Annotated in this window: 19 protein-coding genes and 1 tRNA gene; 11 read left to right on the top strand and 9 right to left on the bottom strand. The window is 38.5% G+C overall.

All coding sequences use genetic code 11. From position 1 onward, the window contains the following. Positions 1-558 precede the first annotated feature (558 nt). The 7 genes from BW142_RS00650 to BW142_RS00625 all read left to right on the top strand — a co-directional run bounded on the left by BW142_RS00650 (position 559) and on the right by BW142_RS00625 (position 4,110). The gene (locus BW142_RS00650) at positions 559-1,242 is read left to right on the top strand and encodes an SPOR domain-containing protein (protein WP_076923553.1); all 684 of its coding nucleotides are present in this window, start codon (positions 559-561) and stop codon (positions 1,240-1,242) included. A 107-nt stretch (positions 1,243-1,349) separates the two neighbouring features. Beyond that, a complete protein-coding gene (locus BW142_RS00645) occupies positions 1,350-1,775 on the top strand; it encodes a hypothetical protein (RefSeq protein ID WP_076923552.1) in 426 nt (141 codons plus the stop codon). Positions 1,776-1,816: 41 nt separating this feature from the next. After that, on the top strand, positions 1,817-1,939 hold the full coding sequence (locus tag BW142_RS20505; protein ID WP_253188785.1) for a hypothetical protein: 123 nt from the start codon (positions 1,817-1,819) through the stop codon (positions 1,937-1,939). A gap of 48 nt (positions 1,940-1,987) precedes the next feature. Beyond that, a complete protein-coding gene (locus BW142_RS00640; RefSeq protein WP_007583140.1) occupies positions 1,988-2,581 on the top strand; it encodes a FlgO family outer membrane protein in 594 nt (197 codons plus the stop codon). Between the two features lie 13 nt (positions 2,582-2,594). Continuing rightward, on the top strand, positions 2,595-3,287 hold the full coding sequence (locus tag BW142_RS00635; protein ID WP_024598733.1) for a FlgO family outer membrane protein: 693 nt from the start codon (positions 2,595-2,597) through the stop codon (positions 3,285-3,287). A gap of 7 nt (positions 3,288-3,294) precedes the next feature. Beyond that, positions 3,295-3,963: a FlgO family outer membrane protein gene (locus BW142_RS00630; RefSeq protein ID WP_076923551.1), complete on the top strand. Its 669-nt coding sequence runs from the start codon at positions 3,295-3,297 to the stop codon at positions 3,961-3,963. A 72-nt stretch (positions 3,964-4,035) separates the two neighbouring features. Then, positions 4,036-4,110 (top strand) — tRNA-Arg (locus BW142_RS00625). Between the two features lie 77 nt (positions 4,111-4,187). Here BW142_RS00625 and BW142_RS00620 read toward each other — a convergent pair. The 4 genes from BW142_RS00620 to BW142_RS00605 form a co-directional block, all read right to left on the bottom strand. Further along, complete coding sequence (locus BW142_RS00620) at positions 4,188-4,781, bottom strand: DUF4303 domain-containing protein (RefSeq protein WP_024598731.1); 594 nt, start codon at positions 4,779-4,781, stop codon at positions 4,188-4,190. Positions 4,782-4,901: 120 nt separating this feature from the next. Then, positions 4,902-5,834, bottom strand: a complete 933-nt coding sequence (locus tag BW142_RS00615) for an exopolyphosphatase (RefSeq protein ID WP_076923550.1) — start codon at positions 5,832-5,834, stop codon at positions 4,902-4,904. 146 nt (positions 5,835-5,980) lie between these two features. Then, positions 5,981-7,429 (bottom strand): dihydrolipoyl dehydrogenase, encoded by a 1,449-nt coding sequence (locus tag BW142_RS00610; protein WP_024598729.1) that lies wholly within the window; start codon positions 7,427-7,429, stop codon positions 5,981-5,983. 82 nt (positions 7,430-7,511) lie between these two features. Continuing rightward, on the bottom strand, positions 7,512-8,240 hold the full coding sequence (locus BW142_RS00605; RefSeq protein ID WP_024598728.1) for a glutathione peroxidase: 729 nt from the start codon (positions 8,238-8,240) through the stop codon (positions 7,512-7,514). A gap of 112 nt (positions 8,241-8,352) precedes the next feature. Between BW142_RS00605 and BW142_RS00600 the strand changes: the two genes are divergently transcribed. After that, positions 8,353-9,252 carry a LysR substrate-binding domain-containing protein gene (locus BW142_RS00600; protein WP_010553232.1) on the top strand — a complete coding sequence of 300 codons (900 nt, stop codon included), beginning with the start codon at positions 8,353-8,355 and terminating at the stop codon, positions 9,250-9,252. On the opposite strand, the gene BW142_RS00595 is transcribed toward BW142_RS00600, so the two are convergent. Next, positions 9,249-10,442, bottom strand: coding sequence for a flagellar assembly protein FlgT (locus BW142_RS00595; protein WP_076923549.1), 1,194 nt, complete (start codon positions 10,440-10,442; stop codon positions 9,249-9,251). The genes BW142_RS00600 and BW142_RS00595 overlap by 4 nt on opposite strands. 130 nt (positions 10,443-10,572) lie before the next feature. Here BW142_RS00595 and BW142_RS00590 point away from each other — a divergent pair, with 130 nt between their 5' ends. The 3 genes from BW142_RS00590 to BW142_RS00580 all read left to right on the top strand — a co-directional run bounded on the left by BW142_RS00590 (position 10,573) and on the right by BW142_RS00580 (position 13,827). After that, a complete protein-coding gene (locus BW142_RS00590; RefSeq protein ID WP_008168853.1) occupies positions 10,573-11,031 on the top strand; it encodes an LPP20 family lipoprotein in 459 nt (152 codons plus the stop codon). Between the two features lie 130 nt (positions 11,032-11,161). Continuing rightward, positions 11,162-11,869, top strand: coding sequence for a transglutaminase-like cysteine peptidase (locus tag BW142_RS00585; protein WP_024589974.1), 708 nt, complete (start codon positions 11,162-11,164; stop codon positions 11,867-11,869). Next, a complete protein-coding gene (locus BW142_RS00580; RefSeq protein ID WP_076923548.1) occupies positions 11,869-13,827 on the top strand; it encodes a LapD/MoxY N-terminal periplasmic domain-containing protein in 1,959 nt (652 codons plus the stop codon). Before BW142_RS00585 ends, BW142_RS00580 begins: the two co-directional genes overlap by 1 nt. 22 nt (positions 13,828-13,849) lie before the next feature. On the opposite strand, the gene BW142_RS00575 is transcribed toward BW142_RS00580, so the two are convergent. The 4 genes from BW142_RS00575 to BW142_RS00560 all read right to left on the bottom strand — a co-directional run bounded on the left by BW142_RS00575 (position 13,850) and on the right by BW142_RS00560 (position 20,276). After that, on the bottom strand, positions 13,850-14,437 hold the full coding sequence (locus BW142_RS00575) for a response regulator transcription factor (protein ID WP_076923547.1): 588 nt from the start codon (positions 14,435-14,437) through the stop codon (positions 13,850-13,852). 23 nt (positions 14,438-14,460) lie between these two features. Then, complete coding sequence (locus tag BW142_RS00570; protein WP_076923546.1) at positions 14,461-15,882, bottom strand: HlyD family type I secretion periplasmic adaptor subunit; 1,422 nt, start codon at positions 15,880-15,882, stop codon at positions 14,461-14,463. Then, positions 15,879-18,017, bottom strand: coding sequence for a type I secretion system permease/ATPase (locus BW142_RS00565; protein WP_076923545.1), 2,139 nt, complete (start codon positions 18,015-18,017; stop codon positions 15,879-15,881). Before BW142_RS00565 ends, BW142_RS00570 begins: the two co-directional genes overlap by 4 nt. A gap of 282 nt (positions 18,018-18,299) precedes the next feature. Beyond that, complete coding sequence (locus BW142_RS00560) at positions 18,300-20,276, bottom strand: TolC family outer membrane protein (RefSeq protein ID WP_076923544.1); 1,977 nt, start codon at positions 20,274-20,276, stop codon at positions 18,300-18,302. Between the last annotated feature and the right edge of the window lie 5 nt (positions 20,277-20,281).

The raw sequence follows: 20,281 nt of genomic DNA, 5'->3' as shown, positions 1-20,281 counted from the left end.
GTTTGGTATTTAGTCAAGGCAGAGCCTATGAAGTGTGGTTATTCCCCATAAATAGGCGATAACGTAGCATAAATGCCAAACATGCGCTGCCCGAAGGGTTCTGCCTCGGGGCAATTTACTCTTTGTTACTCGGTTTTTACTTATTCTTACATGGATGTAAGCCATTAGAATAACGCAGGAGCAGTTATCGAGCCCACTAGGTTACAAACCTCGCGCCGCGATTAAATGGCCCCTAGATTGAACAAATTTTAATCCTGAAAGGTCAACAGGCCCTAGAATAGAATAAGGAAAGGGATAGCTCTAAAATAAAAGTTTTTAAGTCATTACAGACATATTGTTATTTATGTTGTAAAGTTTGTGTTAATTGGCATTGAATTTGTATTAAACAATGCTCTCAAGGAAGGGGTGGAGTATGCAACGTTGTGTTTTACGAAACACTGACAAGCATGCGAAGAGCTAAGTTTTATAGCTCACAGCTTAAATAAAGTTAAACGCTTTCTTGTGAGAATGTTTAACTGAAATGTAGTGAAAAAACACTGCTTTCAGGACAGCAAATACATGTTTATATATAAAAAAAATAACATTGGGCTTTTACTCAGCTTGCTAATGCTTTTATTTGGCACAGCATGCAGCGTTACGCCTGAAATAAAAACTATTGATGAACAACCTCAAAGTAACTCGCCTGACTACGTATCAATTACAGCCCTTGAACTTGCTCAGCTAAAAGATGCCGCAATGCAGTGGCAACAAGCTCGTGAAGGCATAGAGCGAATTTTAAGATTAGAAAAAGAAATAACTTATCTCGTAAATCATATTGATATTATAAACAGTAAAGCTATTGCGCAGTCTAATCAAGGGTATAGCAGCAAGTCTGTACGTTCACCACGAAACACACGCAATGTTAAGTCACGCCAACAAGTTAAACAAAACTACAGTAATAAAAAACAAACTGTAAAATTAAATAAGCCTAAGCATCTATTTGCTTTGCAAGTCGCTTCGGTTGACTCAGAGCAAGGTGTGGCTAAAGCATGGCAAGAGCTAAATACTAAAGCAGCACCGTTGTTTAGAGACAAAATATTGACTAACGTAGAAACCGCCAAAATAAACGACAAAATGTTTTACAGGCTGAAACTTGGCTCTTACCAAAACTTTAAAAATGCAAAAGCAGACTGCGCCGTATTCAAGCTGTATAAACTCGATTGCATAGTAAGTAACTACACAGATAAGCCAGTAAGGCTGTAGTTAAGAAACTTGCTTAAAATCTGTTTATCAATAAAATACACCCTTCATAATTAAATACGTTTAGGGGATATATAAACCCCTAAAACAACGTCATTTTAGGGAAGGAAATGCTTTTAAAACGGAGCTTAGAATGCATGGTGCTAATGGGTGTACTTGTTTTATCTGCTTGTAACTCATCTCAACAAGTTAAAATGGCTCAAGTAACCCCGCAACCGATTCTTATTGAAAAGTCTGATTTGGAGCAGCTCAAAAGCTCTGCGGCACAATGGGAAAGCTCTCAACCAAAAGTAGAGCAGCTACTCAAGTTAGAAAATAAATTAACGCAGCTTGCTACTAATCTAAAACAACTAAATGAGTCTGATGTTCTAAATACTCGTGTAAATGATGTAGTTAATAACGAAAGTATATTAAAAACCGACTCGGCATTGTTTGCTTTGCAAATTGCCGCTTTTAAAAATAAAAATGCATTGCAAAAGAAGCTCAGCGAATTCCAACAAAAACACCACAAAATATTATCTCACCCACTGAGATAAATGTAGAAACCGTAAGTGTTAATAACACAACTTTTTATCGATTGAAGTTAGGTGCTTATAGCAATTCAGCGGACGCTAAAAGTGATTGCTTAGCCCTTATAAAGCAACAAGTAGCATGTTTTGTTAGCTATTATGTTCAACAACCTTACAGAAGTAAGATATAGGCATACAAATTGCTTTGTCCTTAGTATGTTTTGAAGAGGATGGCAATTATGCGCCTTTTACTGCCTTTATTATTTTTAAATTTAGCTGCTTGTAACTTGGTGCCGCCGCCAGAACCAAGTGTGCCTACAGATGCACCTAAAGCGGCCATGGCTCCTTTTACAGTTAACGACTATGTAGTTAATTTAACGTCGCAACTTAACCACCTAAACGGAGCATTAAATGCTAATGCACGTGTTGGCGTTAGTAGCTTCTTTTATGCAGATGCACTAGATACAAAATTGGTGACAGGGCAGGCCTCAGGCTTAAGTCAGCAGATCCAAGAAAGTCTACTTACACAATTTACTCAACTGGGTTATCACACCGTTGAATACAGACTTGGGAATAACCTCTCTTTATCAGAAAACTCAGACAGTATTTTAAGTCGCGATTTAAGTAAATTACGTAATCGCCAAAATATTGACTTAGTTATCACAGGAACAGTGACTCGCCAGCAGCATGCATACATAGTTAATGCACGGCTTGTGAATATAGAAAATAAACAGGTGCTCTCTGCGGGAAGTACCGAGATCCCAATTAATGTAATGTGGGGCAATGAGAAAATTCAGCAGCGTGACGGACTTTTATACCGAAGCGAATACTAATTTGGAGCACAAAATGAAAAACCTATTAATTACATTATGCTTACCACTGGGCTTTGGTTGCTCTCAAATACTAGGCACAATGAATACAGACACCACAACACCACAAAGTGAGCAAAGCAATCAACTGGTGAGTAACCAACGCGACGTTGCAGCGCCTGTTTCTGACGATAACTTATTTCAGTCAGGAATGGCTCCACAGGATAACTACACAAAAGCAACACCGCCAATGCGCAAAAATATTAACCATTATGTGCGCGGCATAATGCAAGACATGGTTGAAAACTTACAGTACGTAAGTGAACAAACACCGTTAGCTGTTTCGAGTTTTGTTTTTTTAGATGAAGACTACAACGATGGTAGCTTACTAGGGAACCAAATTGCAGAAAGCTTCATGCATGAATTACACAGCTTTGGTGTACCCGTTATTGATTTTAAAACAACTGATTATATGCGTGTTACCTCAACAGGCGACTTTGTATTTAGTCGCGACTATTTAGAGCTAAATCAAGATCAAAACTTTAAATATGTACTTGCCGGTACGCTTGTAAACCATCAAGGTGGTGTACTTGTTAATGCACGTATTGTTGGGCTAGAAAGTAAGGCCGTAGTAGGTTCTGCACAAGGGTTTATTCCACAGTCGGTTGTTGATGCGCTTAATAGTAGTTATCGCACTGATGGCATAATGTTAAAACAAGCAAGCAAGTGAGATAATTATGTATAGTAAATTATTTAACCGCTTTATCGTTTTTTTTGCTTTAGCTAACTTAGCAGGTTGTGCCTTTACTCAAAATAGTGAAAGTGCTGAAATTAATACGCCTTCAACCACACAAGTAAATTATGACCTAGCAAGCATGCTTAAAATAGCCGAGCAAAAATCAACTCAAGATGATGTTAACGGTAATCAATTTACACCACTTCAGCACCATAAAACACTTGCTAACTATGTAGAGCAAATGGCACTTGATTTGGTTGATACGCTTGAATTTGAAAGTGATACCGACACCAATATTAATATTGCCGTTACTACCTTGGTCGATCTTGATTCATCGCTTACTAAAAGCAATCAATTGGGTAATCAAATTTCTGAAACGTTAATTCATCAATTACAAAAGTTTGGTTATGGCGTGGTTGATTTTAAAACAACCCAAACTATAGATGTAAATAGCCGTGGTGATTTTGCTTTTTCGCGCGATATTGAAAAGCTTAGCGAAGAGCAAATGGCGAGCCATGTATTAGCGGGTACATTAATTTATCGCAATGATGCTGTTGTTGTAAATACACGTGTAATTAACGCGCATACAAAAAAAATCGTCGCGAGTAGTCGAAAACTAATCCCAATTTATGTACTAAATAAAGAAGATATATACTTATCAAGCAATTAAGTTCAGTTGTTGCTTGATATAAAAAACCAGATGCCGTTATAATTCACATCTCTAAGCACACAGCTTATTTGTGGCCTCTTAGTTAAATGGATATAACGGCCCCCTCCTAAGGGGCAGTTGCAAGTTCGATTCTTGCAGGGGCTACCAATTAAATCAATGAGTTATATTTTAACTTCCCTTCCTTATACTTTGTGTATAGCGTATATGTAGTAGTGCTGCACTTTTTAATTAAAGGCGTTTAAAGCTTCTTGCTCACATTTTTCACGCTCTGAAACCATGGCTTCAAAGTCGGCTTGAATTTGTGCTAGAACAGTTGGTGGGTTAAGTCGTTTGATTCTTTTAAATTGAATGCTTTCTTCTTCATCATAGGCTAGTATTGCTAAAGTGATTTTTTCGCGTTCGATACCATTTGAAAATATTCCTTCGGCATCTAATTGTATGAGCACTTTTTCCATTGTCGTAAGCCATTGATGCCAATTATCCATTGCTTCTATATCTGATTGAAACAAATCAATGCTGTCTTCTAGTTTTTGGCACTCTAGAGTTGTTTCATCAAAGTATTCGGAATAATCCTCAAGCATCGGGTAGTCTTCTGGATTCCATTTAGCCATGTAAAAGCTACTTACATCGTTGTTGTACTCTGCTTCAAATACTTTTTTTAAATCCGATAAGGTATTAAACATTGGCAGTAGTGAGTAGCTACCTGTGTGGTAAAAGCCCATTACATAAAGATCGTTACCGTATTTTTGTATAATGTTTTTAAATGCTTTTTTGGTATCTTGGTAAAGTGTTTTTTCGAAGTTTTTAGTATCTAACATGAGGTCATTATTTCTTTTATTATTACAGAAATTTATATGAAAAAGAGAGCGATTAAAACTCACTCTACTAAAATGAAATAACCAGAGCTATTATATAACTCTGGTTATTGTAAGTTAATATTAACCATCACTTGTAATAGTATCAATTAATTCACTAAGTACAGCTTCTGCTTTACTTGTTTCTACTTGGCAAGTGCCTGCATTTAAATGACCACCACCGCCGTATTTAAGGCACAGTTCGCCAACATTGGTGTTTGAACTGCGGTTAGTGATTGATTTACCTATGGCATACACTACGTTTTGTTTTTTAAGGCCCCACATTTTATGAATCGAGATATTGCAGTCGGGGTACATGGCATAAATAACAAATCGGTTTGTGGCGTAAATTGTTTCTTCTTGGGTTAAATCAAGTATCACTAAGTTTTTATGGACGGTAGCGCATTGAGAAATTTGCTCTTTGGCTTTTTCGTTATGCTCGTTATATAAAGCAACACGTTCGGCTACGTCTTCCATTTGTAGGATTTCTTCGATGCTCTGATCTTTACATGCATCAATGAGTTTCATCATTAATTGATAATTTGAAATTTTAAACTCGCGAAAACGGCCAAGGCCTGTTCGCGCATCCATAATAAAGTTCATTAATACCCAGTCGGTCGGGTTTAATATTTCGTCTTTTGAAAACTGAGCAGCATCACCTTTATCAACAGCGTCCATCATTTCAACAGAAATATTTGGAAGTTTTTCAGCGCCGCCATAATAGTCATAAACTACGCGAGCTGCTGATGGGGCTTCTGGGTCAATAATATGATTTTTTATGTCGCTTGAGTTACGTACGGTTTCGCTAAGATGATGATCAAATGCTATGTGACAGCCTGCAACGTAGGGGAGGTTGGTCGTAATGTCGTTTTCGGTAATGTCTATTTTTCCATCTTGCATGTCTTTTGGATGAACAAACAAAATATCATCAATTAGGTCTAAGTCTTTAAGCAATACGGCACAAACTAAGCCATCAAAATCGCTGCGAGTGACTAGTCTAAATTTATTATTGGGCATAGCTATTCCATCTTTTTTAATTGAATTATCAATTAAGTGTAACAGCTAAAATTTTTTTTGAGAGGTCAGCTTAAAAAAATTATAAAAAAAAGCCAAAACGTTAGTTTTGGCTTTTGCTTAGCAAGTTTGTATGTGTGGTAAATAGGCTATGCGCCTGGGCCACATTCCATACATGAATTTACAATGTCTGGGCCAAATTTAAGTTTGGCGTTTAAGTCGCGAAGGGCGGTGCGTAACCCTTCTTCAATTACTGGGTGGTAAAATGGCATATCAAGCATTTCTGGTACGGTCATTTTGTTTTGTACAGCCCATGCTAGTAAGTGAGCAATGTGTTCGGCTTGTGGGCCAATAAACTCAGCACCTAAAAATAAGCCTGTACCTTGCTCTGCATATACACGCATATGACCTTTGTTTTTAAGCATTACTCTGCTTCGGCCTTGGTTTTCAAAGCTGACTTCGCCTACTTCAAAACAACCGCATGGGCCTAAACGGTCGGTAATTTGCTTGTAGCTTTCGCCGACCATTGCTATTTGTGGGTCGCTAAATACGGCTGCAATTTTTGCTCTACGCAGACCTATTCGTACATCTGGGAAGCGCCCTGCATTTTGACCTGCAATAGCACCTTGGTCAGATGCCTCGTGTAACAATGGGAGCATGTTACTCGCATCGCCTGCTATAAATATGTTTGACTCACCACATTGCATTGTGTGTGTGTCTGCGTGCGGTACGCCGCGTTCATCAAGTTCAATGCCGGTGTTTTCAAGGCCTAGTTTATCTACGTTTGGTACTCGGCCTGTGGCTGCAAGTACGTAGTCAAACTGTTCTGTGTGTTTTTCACCTTGTTTGTCGGTGTAAGTTAGCTGTGCTTTATCGCCAACTTGCATCATGTCAGATACGTTTGAGTCGGTATCTACAAAAAATTCTTCAGCAAAAACAGTATTCGCATAGTCTTTTACTACAGGGTCTGTAAGTGGGCCAATTGCGCCGCCTACACCAAATAGTTTTACATTTACGCCTAGTCGGCTAAGTGCTTGGCCAATTTCAAGGCCTATTACACCAGGGCCAAATACAGCGACTGATTCTGGTAGGTCATCCCAATCAAATACGTCGTCGTTTATAATAAGTTTGTCGCCAAAGTTATTAAATACGCCGGGGTATGAAGGGCGTGAGCCGGTTGCAATTACAAAGCGTTTTGCTGTAATAATTGTGTGGTCGTCTATTTGTACGCGGTTTGTGTCTAAAAATTTAGCGTAACCACGAATTTTATCACCCTCTGGTAATTCATCTACGGCTTCTACTACGAATCCTGCAAAACGATCTCGTTCACTTTTAACGCGTGCCATAACTGCTTTGCCATCAATAACTGGCTTTGAGCTATGAACACCAAATGCAGGTGCCATTTCAATTGCGTGTGCGGCTTCGGCGGCTGCAATCAATAACTTGCTTGGCATACAACCAACACGTGCACATGTGGTGCCGTATGGGCCTGATTCGATCATTAATACATTCTGTGTGAACTGTTTAGCATTACGATAAGCACTTAAACCAGCAGTGCCTGCGCCTATAACAACAACATCGGTTTGCAATTCTTTCATAGTATTTTTTCCTCTAATAAATAGGGGCATAAAAGCCCCTATTTTTTACCTACTTACGTTAGGCATTTAATTTACTTATTAATTAAGCAAAGTATTTTTCTAAGTCGTCTGAACCACCGATGTGTTTACCACCAATGAATATTTGTGGAACAGTTTCACGACCAGATACAGCTTTTAGGCTTGTTAGTGATGCGCCTGCACCCATAACAATTTCTTCATATGCGAAGCCTTTTTCTGCAAGAAGCTCTTTCGCTTTTTTACAGAAAGGACAGCCAGGTTTAGTAAAGATGCTTACTGGTTCTGGTTTAGCTTGCTTAGGGTTGATGTAATCAAGCATTGTGTCTGCGTCAGATACTTCAAACGGGTCACCTGGTAAATCTGGTTCGATGAACATTTTGTCAATCACGCCATCTTTAACAAGCATAGAGTATCTCCAGCTGCGCTTACCAAAGCCTAGGTCGTTTTTGTCTACTAACATGCCCATGCCGTCAGTAAATTCGCCGTTGCCGTCTGGTAATAAAGTAATGTTTTGCGCTTCTTGATGCTCAGCCCATGCGTTCATTACAAAGGTATCGTTTACTGATAAACATACAATTTCGTCAACGCCGTTTTGCTTAAGTACGCCTGCTAATTCGTTATAACGTGGTAAGTGAGTTGATGAACATGTCGGTGTGAATGCACCTGGTAGTGAAAACACTACAACAGTTTTACCTTTAAAAATGTCATCTGTTGTTACTGATTTCCAATCATTATTTTCGCGAGTTGCAAATGTAACACTTGGGATTGTTTGACCTTCGATATTGTTTAACATAGTTTTTGTTCCTCTTGATTTGTTGATAGCCATTATGGTGAATAATTAAATATAGTTCCAATCGTTTGTTTGTATTAAACTGATAGTTATAAACTATCACGTAGAGCTGAATATGAACTTAAAAGATTTTGAATATGTAAAAGCAATAGCGCAATATAAGCATTTTCGCAAAGCTGCCGATGCATGTTTTGTTAGCCAGCCTACATTAAGTGGTCAAGTAAAAAAACTCGAAAATGAGCTTGGCGTTACTTTGTTTGATCGCTCAACCAAGCAAGTCACCTTAACAGCAAAAGGTGAACGTTTGTTGACGCAAATAGAAATTATTTTAGAACAAACGCAAATACTCAAAGAACTTGCTGCTACTTCTAACGAGCCTCTACAAGGTAAATTAACTATTGGTATTATCCCTACCATTGCGCCTTACTTGTTGCCTGCGTTATTAACATCAATGAAAGCGGCATTTATTGATAGCCAGTTTTCGTTTATTGAGATGCAAACAGCAACAATTTTAGAAGCTTTAAACAAGGGTGAACTCGACTTTGCTATTCTAGCTGATGTGCCAGAGCTTATTAATTACCATACGGTTGCTTTATACAAAGAAGATTTTTTAGTGGCGGTATCACACGATAACGCGCTTTCTAAGCATAAAAAAGTAGCGCTGAGCGATCTTCAAGGATGCAGCCTATTAATGTTAAGTGATGGTCATTGCTTTAAAGATCAAGCCCAAAAGTTTTGTTTTTCCGCAGGGGTCGATGTATCTAACCAGTATAAAGGTAATAGTTTAGAAACATTATTAGCGTTAGTGGCTATGGATGACGGTATTACATTTGTACCAAAGTTAGCATGTACCGACCGTGTAGGGATCGATTACTTGCCTATATTCCCTAATCAGCAGCGTAATGTGGTGTTTGCATGCAGAAAGCATTATCCGCATTTATCGGGTGTAGAACAATTGGGCGAGTGGTTATCGGCTCACCCTAATTTAAAAGCTAAATTGAGTAAAAAACTCTAAAGATCTTGGCTGATTATTTCTACTACATCGTTAATTTGCACGCCAGGTAGTGGTTTACTGTCAATACTGACTGCTACTGCGGTTTGCTGATAAAGCTGCTCTACGCGAATTTTATTAAGCGTGGTGATGGTGTGCGGCATAACATTACCTGCCGCGTCGGTTAAATAGTTATGGTGCGCAATGCCTAGCATTTGGCCTTTTTTTAACCCATGAGCTTTACCCAAGTTAATAACGATTTTGCTATTTTCCATATGCATTATTTTACCTTGTGTAGGTAGGCATGCCATGGCTGCTTGAATATCATAACTCACTGATTGGTTGATATCGGTTATGCTTTGCCCATAAGGCGATTGCCAAAACCTATCACTATTAACATCCACTATGGTTGTTTTTTCAAATGGCCAAATTGCTTGAGTATGGTAACTATTTTGCCAAAGCTGCTCATAGGTAGTGCCATCAAATAGTGCAAACTCAATGTTGTAACTGCGCTCATACGCCTCGTCCTGCCAAAATGCATAATCGTTATTGAGTTTGTCGCTAGTCGAAAGGCTGGTTATTTGGCTAAGCAATACATATTGAGCGTTACTGCGCGAAGATATTTCTTCTAATTGAGCGTTTGAATAGTCGTGCTGCTGCGAAAAGTATTTATCAACGCTTATTGCATTATTATAGTAAGCAATAGGCACTGCGCTCATTTTTGATTTTTGCAGTGAGGTAAAAATATTTTTGCTAATCGCTTTACTTACGTCAAATATTTGACCCATTTTAGCGTGTTCACGATGAACAAGTTGGCTTTGTGTAACGGCCACAAACTTATTAAAGCTATTTTGTGGGCATTGCTCTGTTTGAGAAAAAATATCGAGTCGTAATGTAATAGTAAATTTATTGTCGTATTTATTTTCGCTGACCAGTTCAATTTTTTGAATTTCGCCGTGGCTGCTAATTTTTAGCTGATCTTGCATTAACACGCCATCTACCAAGGTTTGCACCGAGCTAACCCGTGCGCCAGAGAACACTAACGCTTGTGTAATCGCATCTTTTATAGCGGCAGATTTGGCAGCGCTCGTATCACCATTTTGAACGTTCGCATGGCCCGTTGATTCATACCACTGCGCTTTAGTAAAAGGGGAGAACGTTAATAATGCCGTTGCACTTAACCCTGCAAATGCCAATGATAAAAACGACTTCATACTTTTACTCCAATTAAACGTTAGCTATTAACTAGGTAGAGCAAGGACTGTACCAATGTTATTTGGTAATACTATAAATGGCATTAAACGTGCATATGTACTGCTAATTACTATACAAGGGCTAGATGCTATGCGAGCGATTTCATTACTTATTACACTTGGGTGTTTAACCTTAGGTGGTTGTAGCAGCGTTTTTGATAAGCATGTTGAATATAAATATGTAGAGCCAAATAATTACCCAGTTTTAAAAGCGATAGGGTATGCACCTATTAGCTTACAAAAAGGCGCTAACGCGTCGCAAAAGCAACTTATGGCAATTAAAGCTTCTAAGCTTGAGGCTTACCGCGAGCTTACTGAACAAGTATACGGGCAAAAAATTACCGCAGGAACAACGGTGGAAGGTTCAATTGCTCAAGACGATTACTTAGAAAGTAAAGTGCAGGGGCTCATTAAAGGTGCGCAAATTATAAAAACGTATGCTGTTGATGATACCTATGTAACCGAGCTTGAGCTCAACATGAAGCGTGTGCACGATTTATACATAGGTGAAGTAAAACCACGCGAAGTTAAAAAAGTAACGTACTACTAAAAAAGTTATTCAAAATATCTCATCCTCTTATATTGAGTGCTATGCTGTTGTTAGGATTAATTTTTAAGCAGATTACGTAGTGCTCAACAGATGTATTTTATTGCCACTTATATTAACAGTGGCTCTGTAAATGGCGTTTAAGCCAACTCATTTAAATCCTAAATTATTTATATGGTGCAAAGCCAATTTGCGCTACCTATTGCTGTTTTTTGTACTCTCTAGTGGCGTGCTTGCAAGCCGACTAACTATTCAATTTAATACCTTTATTGAGCTGATGGGTCAAAAATATGGACCTGCGCGAGCGGCTGTTGCACGTAACTGGCAAAGTATGTTGGTACAAACTCAAAATAAACCAGAACAACAACAAATTCTTATTGTTAATGATTTTTTTGCGCGCAATTTACGCTATCAAACTGATATTTTGCTATGGAAACAAAACGATTACTGGGCAACCCCTTTAGAAACATTAGGCAGAGGCTTAGGTGATTGTGAAGATTACGCAATAGCAAAGTATATAAGCTTAAGAGCCCTAGGGGTGAGCGACGACAAGTTACGTCTTATCTATGTAAAAGCAAAAATTGCGGGCACTAACAAAACGCAAGCACATATGGTGTTAGGTTATTTTGCTACACCAAACGCTCAGCCACTTATTTTAGACAGTTTAATAACAAAGGTTTTACCTGCTGCAAAACGTGTAGATTTAAGCCCAGTGTTTAGCTTTAACAGTCAAGGTTTATGGGCTAATAATTCAACCAAAAGTGTAGCCAGCCCAACAGCAAGACTTTCACGCTGGCGTAAAATTTTGGAGCAGACAACCAAAGAAGGAGTTATGTGGTAATGGCATCATTTTCCTTATCTAAGTACCTTAAAAAACGAAAAATAACACTCAGGCAAGAGCTATGGATTGCTCTTTTAGTTGTTATTTTTGTAGGCTTTATAAGTAGTGTTTTAATTAGCACTAATTCGGCTAAAAGTTATTTTTCGACCCAGCTGTACTTAAAAAATGTAGATAACGCCAGTTCACTTGCGTTAATGATTAGCCAATTAGACAAAGACCCCGTTGAGCTTGAATTATTAGTATCGGCCACATTTGATACCGGTCACTATAAGCGAATAGAGCTACAAGACCCTAATGGTGAGGTGATTGTTAAACGCACGTTTACCGATGAACTTAAAGCGACGGCTCCACAGTGGTTTAGATCAATGTATGCATTAAATGTAGAGCCAGGGGTTGGGCAAGTAAATGATGGCTGGCAGCAGTTTGGTACTTTGTTTATAGAAAGCCATAGTCAATATGCTGAGCAAGCCTTATGGGAAAGTGCGCTTAAACTATTTTTCAGTTTTTTAATTGTTGCTTTTTTTGCTTGTATAGTTAGTGCTTACTTTTTAAGTAGGATATTAAAACCACTAGATGATGTTGTGTATCAGGCTAATGCATTTGGTGAAAAACGTTTTATTAAATCGAGCGTTCCTCGCACTTTTGAGTTTGCCCGTTTAGTGCAATCAATGAACCAGTTATCTACTCGTTTTAGCCGTATTATTAAAGAAGATAATAAACGTTTAGAAGAGCTTAGATTTAAATCGCAACACGATGAGCTAACTGGTTTAGCAAATAGAGAATACTTTGGTGCAACGCTTGAGGCTCACTTACAAAAATCGAAAGATCATGCCCATGGGGCCTTGTTTTTATTTAGGGTTGTTAACCTCGATCGAGTAAGTGAGGAAGTAGGACGAGTAGAAATGGTTAACTTTCTACGTCGATTTTCACAGATGTTGGTTAGCTTTTTAGAGAGTAACCAAGAGCACTTTTCTGAAAATTACATTGCACGTATTTCTCACAGCGATTTTACAGTTTTATTTAGTGATATTGATGATATTCAAGCAATCAGTGAGCGTATTTTATTGATGCATCAATCGTTTGTTGAAGAGTATAAAAACGTTAAGCTAGCCATACCTCACAGCTGTACTTATATTCAAAAAGACGATACACGATTTGACGTACTAAAACGTGTTGATGAATTACTAAAAGCGGGAAATATAAAACAAGGCGTTGTAAGAGCTAAAATAGTTGAAAATAAACAAAAAAGTAATTTGTTTGATGATGCTGATAGCTGGAAAAGTGAAATAGAGTCAGCCTTAGATAACCAAACACTCGAAATAAATACCTATCCAGTTATGAGCTTTTCAGGGCAATTAATACAAAGTCAATTAGGACTTAGCTTAGAGTTAGGCGGAAAGTTATATCGTGCAAGTTATTATTACCAGTGGGCTAACCGACTAAAGTTATTAGCGCGTTTAGATTGGGGTTTAATTAAGGCGTTGGTTGCCCAGTACAACGCTGAACCACCAAGTGAACTGATTTCGGTTGAATTATCTGCACAGACATTACTTGATGATGCTGCGCTTGCTTCGATACTTACATACTTGTCAGCGTTTCCTGATTTAGCCTCTAAAATTTGTTTTGATATTCGTGAAAGTATTGCCGTTAGCGAAATTGAGATATTCAAAGATTTTTGTGAGCAGGCACGGTGCATGGGCGCTAAAGTAGCATTAAAACGTGTGGGCCCTGAATTTACTAAAATTAATAAAATTCAGGAGTTTGGTCTTGAAATGATTAAGGTTGATAGCGTTTACGGCCACAATATTAGTTACAGCCAAGATAACCAAACATTTCTGCGAGGAGTGTGCACGTTAGCGCATTCAATTGGCATTAAAGTGGTGGCTCAAGGTGTAACAAGTCAAGATGATATAGATACGCTTATTAACTTAGGTTTTGATGGGGTTATTAAAGAGTAAGTAACAGGCATTAACTGTACGGTTAATGCCCCTTTACAACTAACATTAATTGAATGCGGTCGCGTACTTTTAGCTTATTAAATATAGAGCTCATATGCTCTTTAATTGTACGCTCCGTAATATTTAAAGATTCTGCCGCTTGCTTATTAGTTGCACCTGTTACAACAATATCAACTACTTGGCGTTCTCGTTTTGTGAGTAACTCAAGCTCGCATGTGCTCGCATATTTAAACGGTGTGTTTGATAAAGCCCCCACTAAGTTAGAGAGCAATTGCCCCGGTAGCCATATTCCGCCAGAACAAATAGTCTCAAGTACTTGTTCGATAATTACTTTAGTAGCGAGCGCTTCTATGTAGCCCCTAGCTCCTGCTTCAAGCGCACTTCTTAGTTGATTTATTTCTAATTCGTTGGTCATAACAATAACCAGTAAACGTTGCTGAGAATACTTTTTAACAAGCTCAAGCCAATTAGATGTACCGGCCAAAACCCAAATAATACTTGATGCCGTGACTCTGTGTGGTTCTTTTGTGCATATCAAGCAACCAGGAAACGCTGTATGCCAGTGTTTCGATTCAAATTCAGGCTGTGTAATAAAAATACTTTGGCGCATTACTTCTCCATTTATAAAATGTTTTAACGCTCTGTCATTGCTTGCGATGTAGCTCTAAGAACCGGTTTTAAAATATATTCAAGTACGGTTTTTTTACCGGTAATAATATCCACTTGAGTGGTCATTCCTGGAATAATAGTTAGTTCTTTCGAAAAATTATTTTTGGTAGTTTTTAGCTGCACTAAATAAAAGGTGTTTTCGCGGTCATCCGTAATTGTATCGGCACTTATATGTAATACTTCGGCTTCTAGGCCACCATATACGGCAAAGTCATAAGCACTAAATTTTATCATTGCAGATTGCCCTGGGCGTAAAAATGCAATGTCTTTAGGTGGTATTTTTGCCTCTACAACAAGTTGATCGTCAAGCGGCACAATTTCCATAACATCACTACCGGGCTGTAAAATACCGCCAACAGTATTAACTAATAATCGTTGTACAGTGCCTTTAACAGGAGAGCGTATTTCAGTTTGAGTTACTTTATCGGCTAAGCCAGATTCGGTTTCTTTAATTGAATCTAATCGCAGTAGCGCTTCAGAGAGTTCATTGTTCCAGCGGTTAATCATAACGAGCTCAACTTCGGTTACCTTATTTTTAGCTTCGTTAATGGCCGAAAGACTCCTATTTATAACGGCTTTGGTTCTGTTTATCTCCCCGTTTAAATCAACTATTTGACGCTCTAAACGAATAATATCTATATCCGAAATGGCACCGGTGCGTAACAATGGGCGGGTCACTTTAAGCTCCCTGTTTGTTAAGCGTAGCGCACTGGTATGCTGCTGAAGTGCCGCTTTTGCTTCAATATAATCTTGGTGTCGCTGTTCTAGTTGGCGTTTGTGAATGCTTACCTGTTGCTCTAGCTCTTGGCTGTTACTTAAATAAAGAGAGCGTTCGTGTTGAACCACCTGAGGTGCATTTTTTATAACATCTTCGCTAAATACGAGCTCCTTTTTTTGAGTGAGGGCTCTGAGCCTTGCAACTTTTGCACTTAACGATTCAACCTTGGATTGGTTTTCTCTAAAGCTAGAAATAAAGCGGGTAGGGTCTATCTTAATAAGTACATCACCCTCGTTTACTATTTGACCTTCTCGGACATTTATTTTTTCGACCATACCGCCGTCATAAGATTGAATTAGTTGTAATTTATTAGAGGGAATAACACGACCCTCGCCACGAGCAACTTCATCTAAATTAGCAAAGCCAGACCACACAATAAGGCATATAAACGTTAAACAAATTAAATAAAGCAGTAACCTAGCGCTTGCTGGCTCTTGCTGCATTTTTTCCCACTGTGCATCTACTACCCAGTCTTGAGTATTTGGCGGTGAGATCCATCCTTTAAATAGTTTATTAAATACGGATGGCTTACCTTGTTTTCTTGCCTCAATTGCTTTGCTAACAGATTCAAAAGAGCGTTGTTCAAGTGGTTTTTTGTTATCACTCATGAGGCTTGCTCCACGGTTTTATTATTTAACGCCGCAATTACTTTTTGTTTTGGTCCATCAGCAACCACCTTTCCGTTATCTAAAACTATAATACGGTCAACAAGCTCGAGTAATGATGAGCGGTGAGTCACCACAATTAGGGTTTTATCTTTAGAATAATCTTTTAAATTGTTAATAATTTTACTTTCACTATTGTGATCTAGCGATGAGGTTGGCTCATCTAGTAATAGTATTGGCGGATCGTTAATTATGGCTCTTGCCATACCTACAGCTTGGCGTTGCCCTCCTGATAATTGGCGGCCTTGCTCGCCTACTTGTAGATCAAATCCGTCTGGGTGCGAATTAATTAAATCAAATAATTGGCTTCGCTCACAGGCTTCAATAATTTGCTCGTCTTTGGCATGCCAAGCGCTTATCGTAAGGTTGTCTTTTAAGGTCCCATAAAAGAGGGCAACGGTTTGCGGTACATAACCAATATTATGGCGAAGCTCTGCAGGGTCAATTTGATGTATATCGTTATTGTCCATCAAAATTGCTCCAGAACAGGGTTCGTATAGCCCTAAAATAAGCTTTTCTAATGTACTTTTACCTGAGCCATTACGTCCTAAAATAGCGACTTTTTCACCTGCTTTAATTTTAAAACTAACGCCGTTGAGTGCATTATGAGATTCGTCAGAGTATTTAAAACAGACGTCTTTAAATTCTATATCACCTTTTAAAATAGGGTGGCTTAGCCAGTGCTTACCCGGCGGGCGTTCAACCTCTTTTTCCATAATTTCGTTCAGTGATTGCATTGCTATTGCCGCGTGATGATACTGCGCTAATACGGCGGCTGACTGCCCAATAGGGCCCATAGCACGAGATGATAATAAGTAGGCTGCAATTAATCCGCCTTGAGTTAGCTCACCTTCAATAACGAGGTGTACGCCTATTATCATTATTATCACGCCTACACATTGCTGTATCCACGATGCTGTATTTGATATGGATCTTGAAACGAGTCGGCTTTGTGCGTTTACTTGCGCAATGTAAATGGTCGACTTTTCCCATACAGATTGTGTTTTACACTCTGAGTGAAAGCTTTTTACATCTTCAATGTTGGTTAAACTTTCTACTAATACTGCATTTCGCATTGAGCTTGCTTTCATTGTTTGCTCTGAAAGAGCTTCAAGTTTGCGGTGTGCGGCTATAGCGTAAGCTAATAATATAAGTGCGCCCGCTATAATGGGTAAACTTAGAGGTACGCCAATAATGGCGATAACAATTAAATATAAAACTACGAATGGTAAGTCGACTAATGCGACAAGCGTTATGGAGCTAAAAAAGTTACGTACAGCTTCAAATGATTGAATATTGCTAGCAAAGGAGCCCGCTGATGATGGACGGTTTTTTAGTTTCATACCTAATACCCGCTCCATAATTACAGCCGATACTTTTACATCTATTCTACTTGCAGCAAGCTCTACAAAGTAGCCTCTTACTAAACGCAATACAAAGTCAGCAGTGAGTGCTATTAAAATACCAATGGCAAGTACCCACAAGGTTTCTGTTGCATGGTTGGGCACAACGCGGTCATATACGTTCATTACAAATAAAGGCATAGCAACCGACAAAAAGCCCAAAGCAATAGCCGAAATGATCACGTCTTTATAAAGTGAGCGGCATTCTTTAATTACTCCCCAAAACCATCCGTCTTTTGATAGTTTTTCAAGTACAGGTGTTCGCTCATCAAATGCAAATTCTGGTTGAGCATAAATAACTAAACCAGCACTGTTGCCTGCTAACTCATCAATGTTTTGTTCGACAACTGATTCAGTAAGTTCTGGGTAAATTACGCTCACCAGTTGCTTATCGTAATCAATAGAGTTAATAACACAGGCTTGGTTATCTTTTAAAATTAAGATGGCAGGTAGCAGTGCTGTATTAATTTTTTGTAGTGGCTTATTAACAACTTTTGATTTAAAGCCAATGCGCTTTGCTGCGCGCGAAAAACCTGATGGAGTGAGGTTTCCATCAGTTAGAGGAAGTCCATTTAATAATGCTTCTCTTGAAAACTCTTTATCATGATGACGACATAAAACTGCTAGGCAGTCCACGAGTATGCCACCATGATCAAGTACATCGTTTAATTCCATAAACCATCCAATGTTATGTAGAACTGCATGTGGTTGTTATACCAACCTGCATAAATCTTTGATCAATTTAACGAATTAAATTGCACTATAACGTCGTTAAAAATTTTTTATTTAGAACAACTAGATATAAAAATTTTTGCCTAGTTCTAGCGTAATTTTCTTAACGTTAAATAGACCCCATATATAAGCAGATTGGTATTACTACAAAACCTAAATTCGAGAAATAAATTTAGCCTAAATATTTCAAGCTGAGTTTAGGTTATTTACATAACGTCAATTGACTTAACTATCAGTAATTACGGCTTCGATACGTCGATTCGCAGCATTAGCTCTTACTGATATTTCGTTTACTCGAGGTTGATCAATACCGTACCCAAACGATTTAACACGTTTAGGTTCTACATCGAATTGCTTAATTAGAATTTCAGCAACGGCAAACGCACGTTTTTCAGATAGTTTACGGTTATATTTCCGATCTCCATCTAGAGAAGCATGACCTTGTATTTCAACCTGCTTATTTGGATTTTCTTTTAAAAAACCTGCAAGCCTACTAATTTCTTGAATATATTGAGACCTTACATCGCTTGAGTCAGCAGAAAAAGGGATACCAATCTCTATATTCGAGGTTGATGCGCTGTAAATTGTACAACCAGATAAATCTACATTTGTACTTAAAGGTGTGCTTGGGCAAGTGTCTTGCTCGTTTGGTACGCCGTCACCATCATCATCTGTAAAGTTACTTGGTGTAGTGTCGGTTTCCAAGGGTATATCTAAGTACCTTGGCATAGCGGTTACACTCATGTAGGCATTATCTTGCTTTGCTTTTTTTTGTAGAAATGCTTTTCGGCTAAAGGTGGTTGCTACATCGTAACTCGGACAAATATTTTGTGCGTTATGCACTATAGGATCGTCAGTTAGCTCTTTTAATGTAGGGTATTTACCTGACATTACGTCAAGTGCTGGCAATAATTTCCCCATTTCTTTTAGCATAGTTAAAATAGCCGATTGGCGGTCGTATAGTGCTACTATGTATGAACGTGTTGATTGGAACGATTCGTTTTCGGCATCAAGTACGTCTAGCAGAGTTCGCTGGCCTATATCAAATTGATCTTTGTATGCAATTTTAACTTTAGTTGATGATTCGCGGTGTTGGTTAAGCGCCGGTAACTTTTGCTCTAGAATAGTGACGTTGTAGTAGGCAATTTGCAGGCTTTGACGAATATCAATACAGGCTTGATCTCGTTGATATTTTGCAATATTTATATCTTGATAAGCTTGTTCTAAATTAGCGCTATCAAGACCACCGTTATACAAGTTATAACTAATATCTATGCCGACTCGCGCTTCTGTTCTGGTTTCATTTTGACCAAGCTCATCTCTATCTTGGCTACCGTAGCGGGCAGATAAATCTACGTTAGGATGAAAGGCTGCTTTTTGTGCTTTGGCGTTCGCTTTTTGCGCTTCAATATTATACAAAGAGGCATAAAATGAAGGGCTGTTTTTGTAGGCGACGTCTAGCGCTTGGTTAACCGAAATTGGTATATTGTTTTCATCAAGGTCAGCTTGCTTTATATCGTTCATAGGCAGCTCACCTACAACCCTTAGGTAGCGAGCGCTTACATCATGTAAATTTGAGTACTCCGTTAATACATTAGATTGCGCTAGAGATAAACGGCCACTAATTTGTTCTAGGTCTGCTGCGCGCGCTACACCGGCGCCTACGCTTTGCTCTATTTGTTGGTATACAGACTCGTGCTCTTGTAAATTAGCTTCTGCAAGTTGTACTAACTCTTTGAATTTTTGTACGTCAAGTAGTGCAATCGAGGCTTCAAGTGCTGTTTGTTCTGTTTGAGAAATAAGCTCAAAGTACCTAATAAGTTGAATACGTTTAAAACGGTCAACTGTATTAGATGTTCTAAAACCGTCATAAAGCATTTGAGTAACGCTTAATTCGGCTGTATTACGGTTATATTCTTCTTCAATACCGTAATTTCTTCTTTCATATCCTGCACTTGCTGATACATCAACACTTGGTAAATAACCTGAACGGGCAGCATCCACTCCATAAATAGAAGATTTAAAAGCATGCCATGCTTCTTGTACTTCAGGATTGTTTTCAATCGCTTTACTTGAAACGTAGGTAAGTGGCATTGCTGATTGTTCGTTTGCATGCACGTAGTTTGATAAAGTTACGGCTGTAATCGCTAATCCGATTAACATAGTCCCTTGGTGCTTTTTAAAAGTGTTTTTTATAATCATTTCTT

This window comes from Pseudoalteromonas sp. EB27, from assembly GCF_001974875.1.
In the GTDB taxonomy this organism is placed as follows: Bacteria; Pseudomonadota; Gammaproteobacteria; order Enterobacterales; family Alteromonadaceae; genus Pseudoalteromonas.
This window is presented reverse-complemented; position numbering and strand designations above follow the sequence as displayed.

Excerpts from the sequence above, each read along its gene's own strand:
- BW142_RS00595 (WP_076923549.1), bottom strand. The coding sequence starts at position 10,442 with ATGAAGTCGTTTTTATCATTGGCATTTGCAGGGTTAAGTGCAACGGCA.
- BW142_RS00570 (WP_076923546.1), bottom strand. The coding sequence starts at position 15,882 with ATGAGTGATAACAAAAAACCACTTGAACAACGCTCTTTTGAATCTGTT.
- BW142_RS00630 (WP_076923551.1), top strand. The coding sequence starts at position 3,295 with ATGTATAGTAAATTATTTAACCGCTTTATCGTTTTTTTTGCTTTAGCT.
- BW142_RS00650 (WP_076923553.1), top strand. The coding sequence starts at position 559 with ATGTTTATATATAAAAAAAATAACATTGGGCTTTTACTCAGCTTGCTA.
- BW142_RS00565 (WP_076923545.1), bottom strand. The coding sequence starts at position 18,017 with ATGGAATTAAACGATGTACTTGATCATGGTGGCATACTCGTGGACTGC.
- BW142_RS00640 (WP_007583140.1), top strand. The coding sequence starts at position 1,988 with ATGCGCCTTTTACTGCCTTTATTATTTTTAAATTTAGCTGCTTGTAAC.
- BW142_RS00610 (WP_024598729.1), bottom strand. The coding sequence starts at position 7,429 with ATGAAAGAATTGCAAACCGATGTTGTTGTTATAGGCGCAGGCACTGCT.
- BW142_RS00620 (WP_024598731.1), bottom strand. The coding sequence starts at position 4,781 with ATGTTAGATACTAAAAACTTCGAAAAAACACTTTACCAAGATACCAAA.
- BW142_RS00645 (WP_076923552.1), top strand. The coding sequence starts at position 1,350 with ATGCTTTTAAAACGGAGCTTAGAATGCATGGTGCTAATGGGTGTACTT.
- BW142_RS00560 (WP_076923544.1), bottom strand. The coding sequence starts at position 20,276 with ATGATTATAAAAAACACTTTTAAAAAGCACCAAGGGACTATGTTAATC.
- BW142_RS00600 (WP_010553232.1), top strand. The coding sequence starts at position 8,353 with ATGAACTTAAAAGATTTTGAATATGTAAAAGCAATAGCGCAATATAAG.
- BW142_RS00635 (WP_024598733.1), top strand. The coding sequence starts at position 2,595 with ATGAAAAACCTATTAATTACATTATGCTTACCACTGGGCTTTGGTTGC.
- BW142_RS00585 (WP_024589974.1), top strand. The coding sequence starts at position 11,162 with ATGGCGTTTAAGCCAACTCATTTAAATCCTAAATTATTTATATGGTGC.
- BW142_RS00580 (WP_076923548.1), top strand. The coding sequence starts at position 11,869 with ATGGCATCATTTTCCTTATCTAAGTACCTTAAAAAACGAAAAATAACA.
- BW142_RS00590 (WP_008168853.1), top strand. The coding sequence starts at position 10,573 with ATGCGAGCGATTTCATTACTTATTACACTTGGGTGTTTAACCTTAGGT.
- BW142_RS00615 (WP_076923550.1), bottom strand. The coding sequence starts at position 5,834 with ATGCCCAATAATAAATTTAGACTAGTCACTCGCAGCGATTTTGATGGC.
- BW142_RS00605 (WP_024598728.1), bottom strand. The coding sequence starts at position 8,240 with ATGTTAAACAATATCGAAGGTCAAACAATCCCAAGTGTTACATTTGCA.
- BW142_RS00575 (WP_076923547.1), bottom strand. The coding sequence starts at position 14,437 with ATGCGCCAAAGTATTTTTATTACACAGCCTGAATTTGAATCGAAACAC.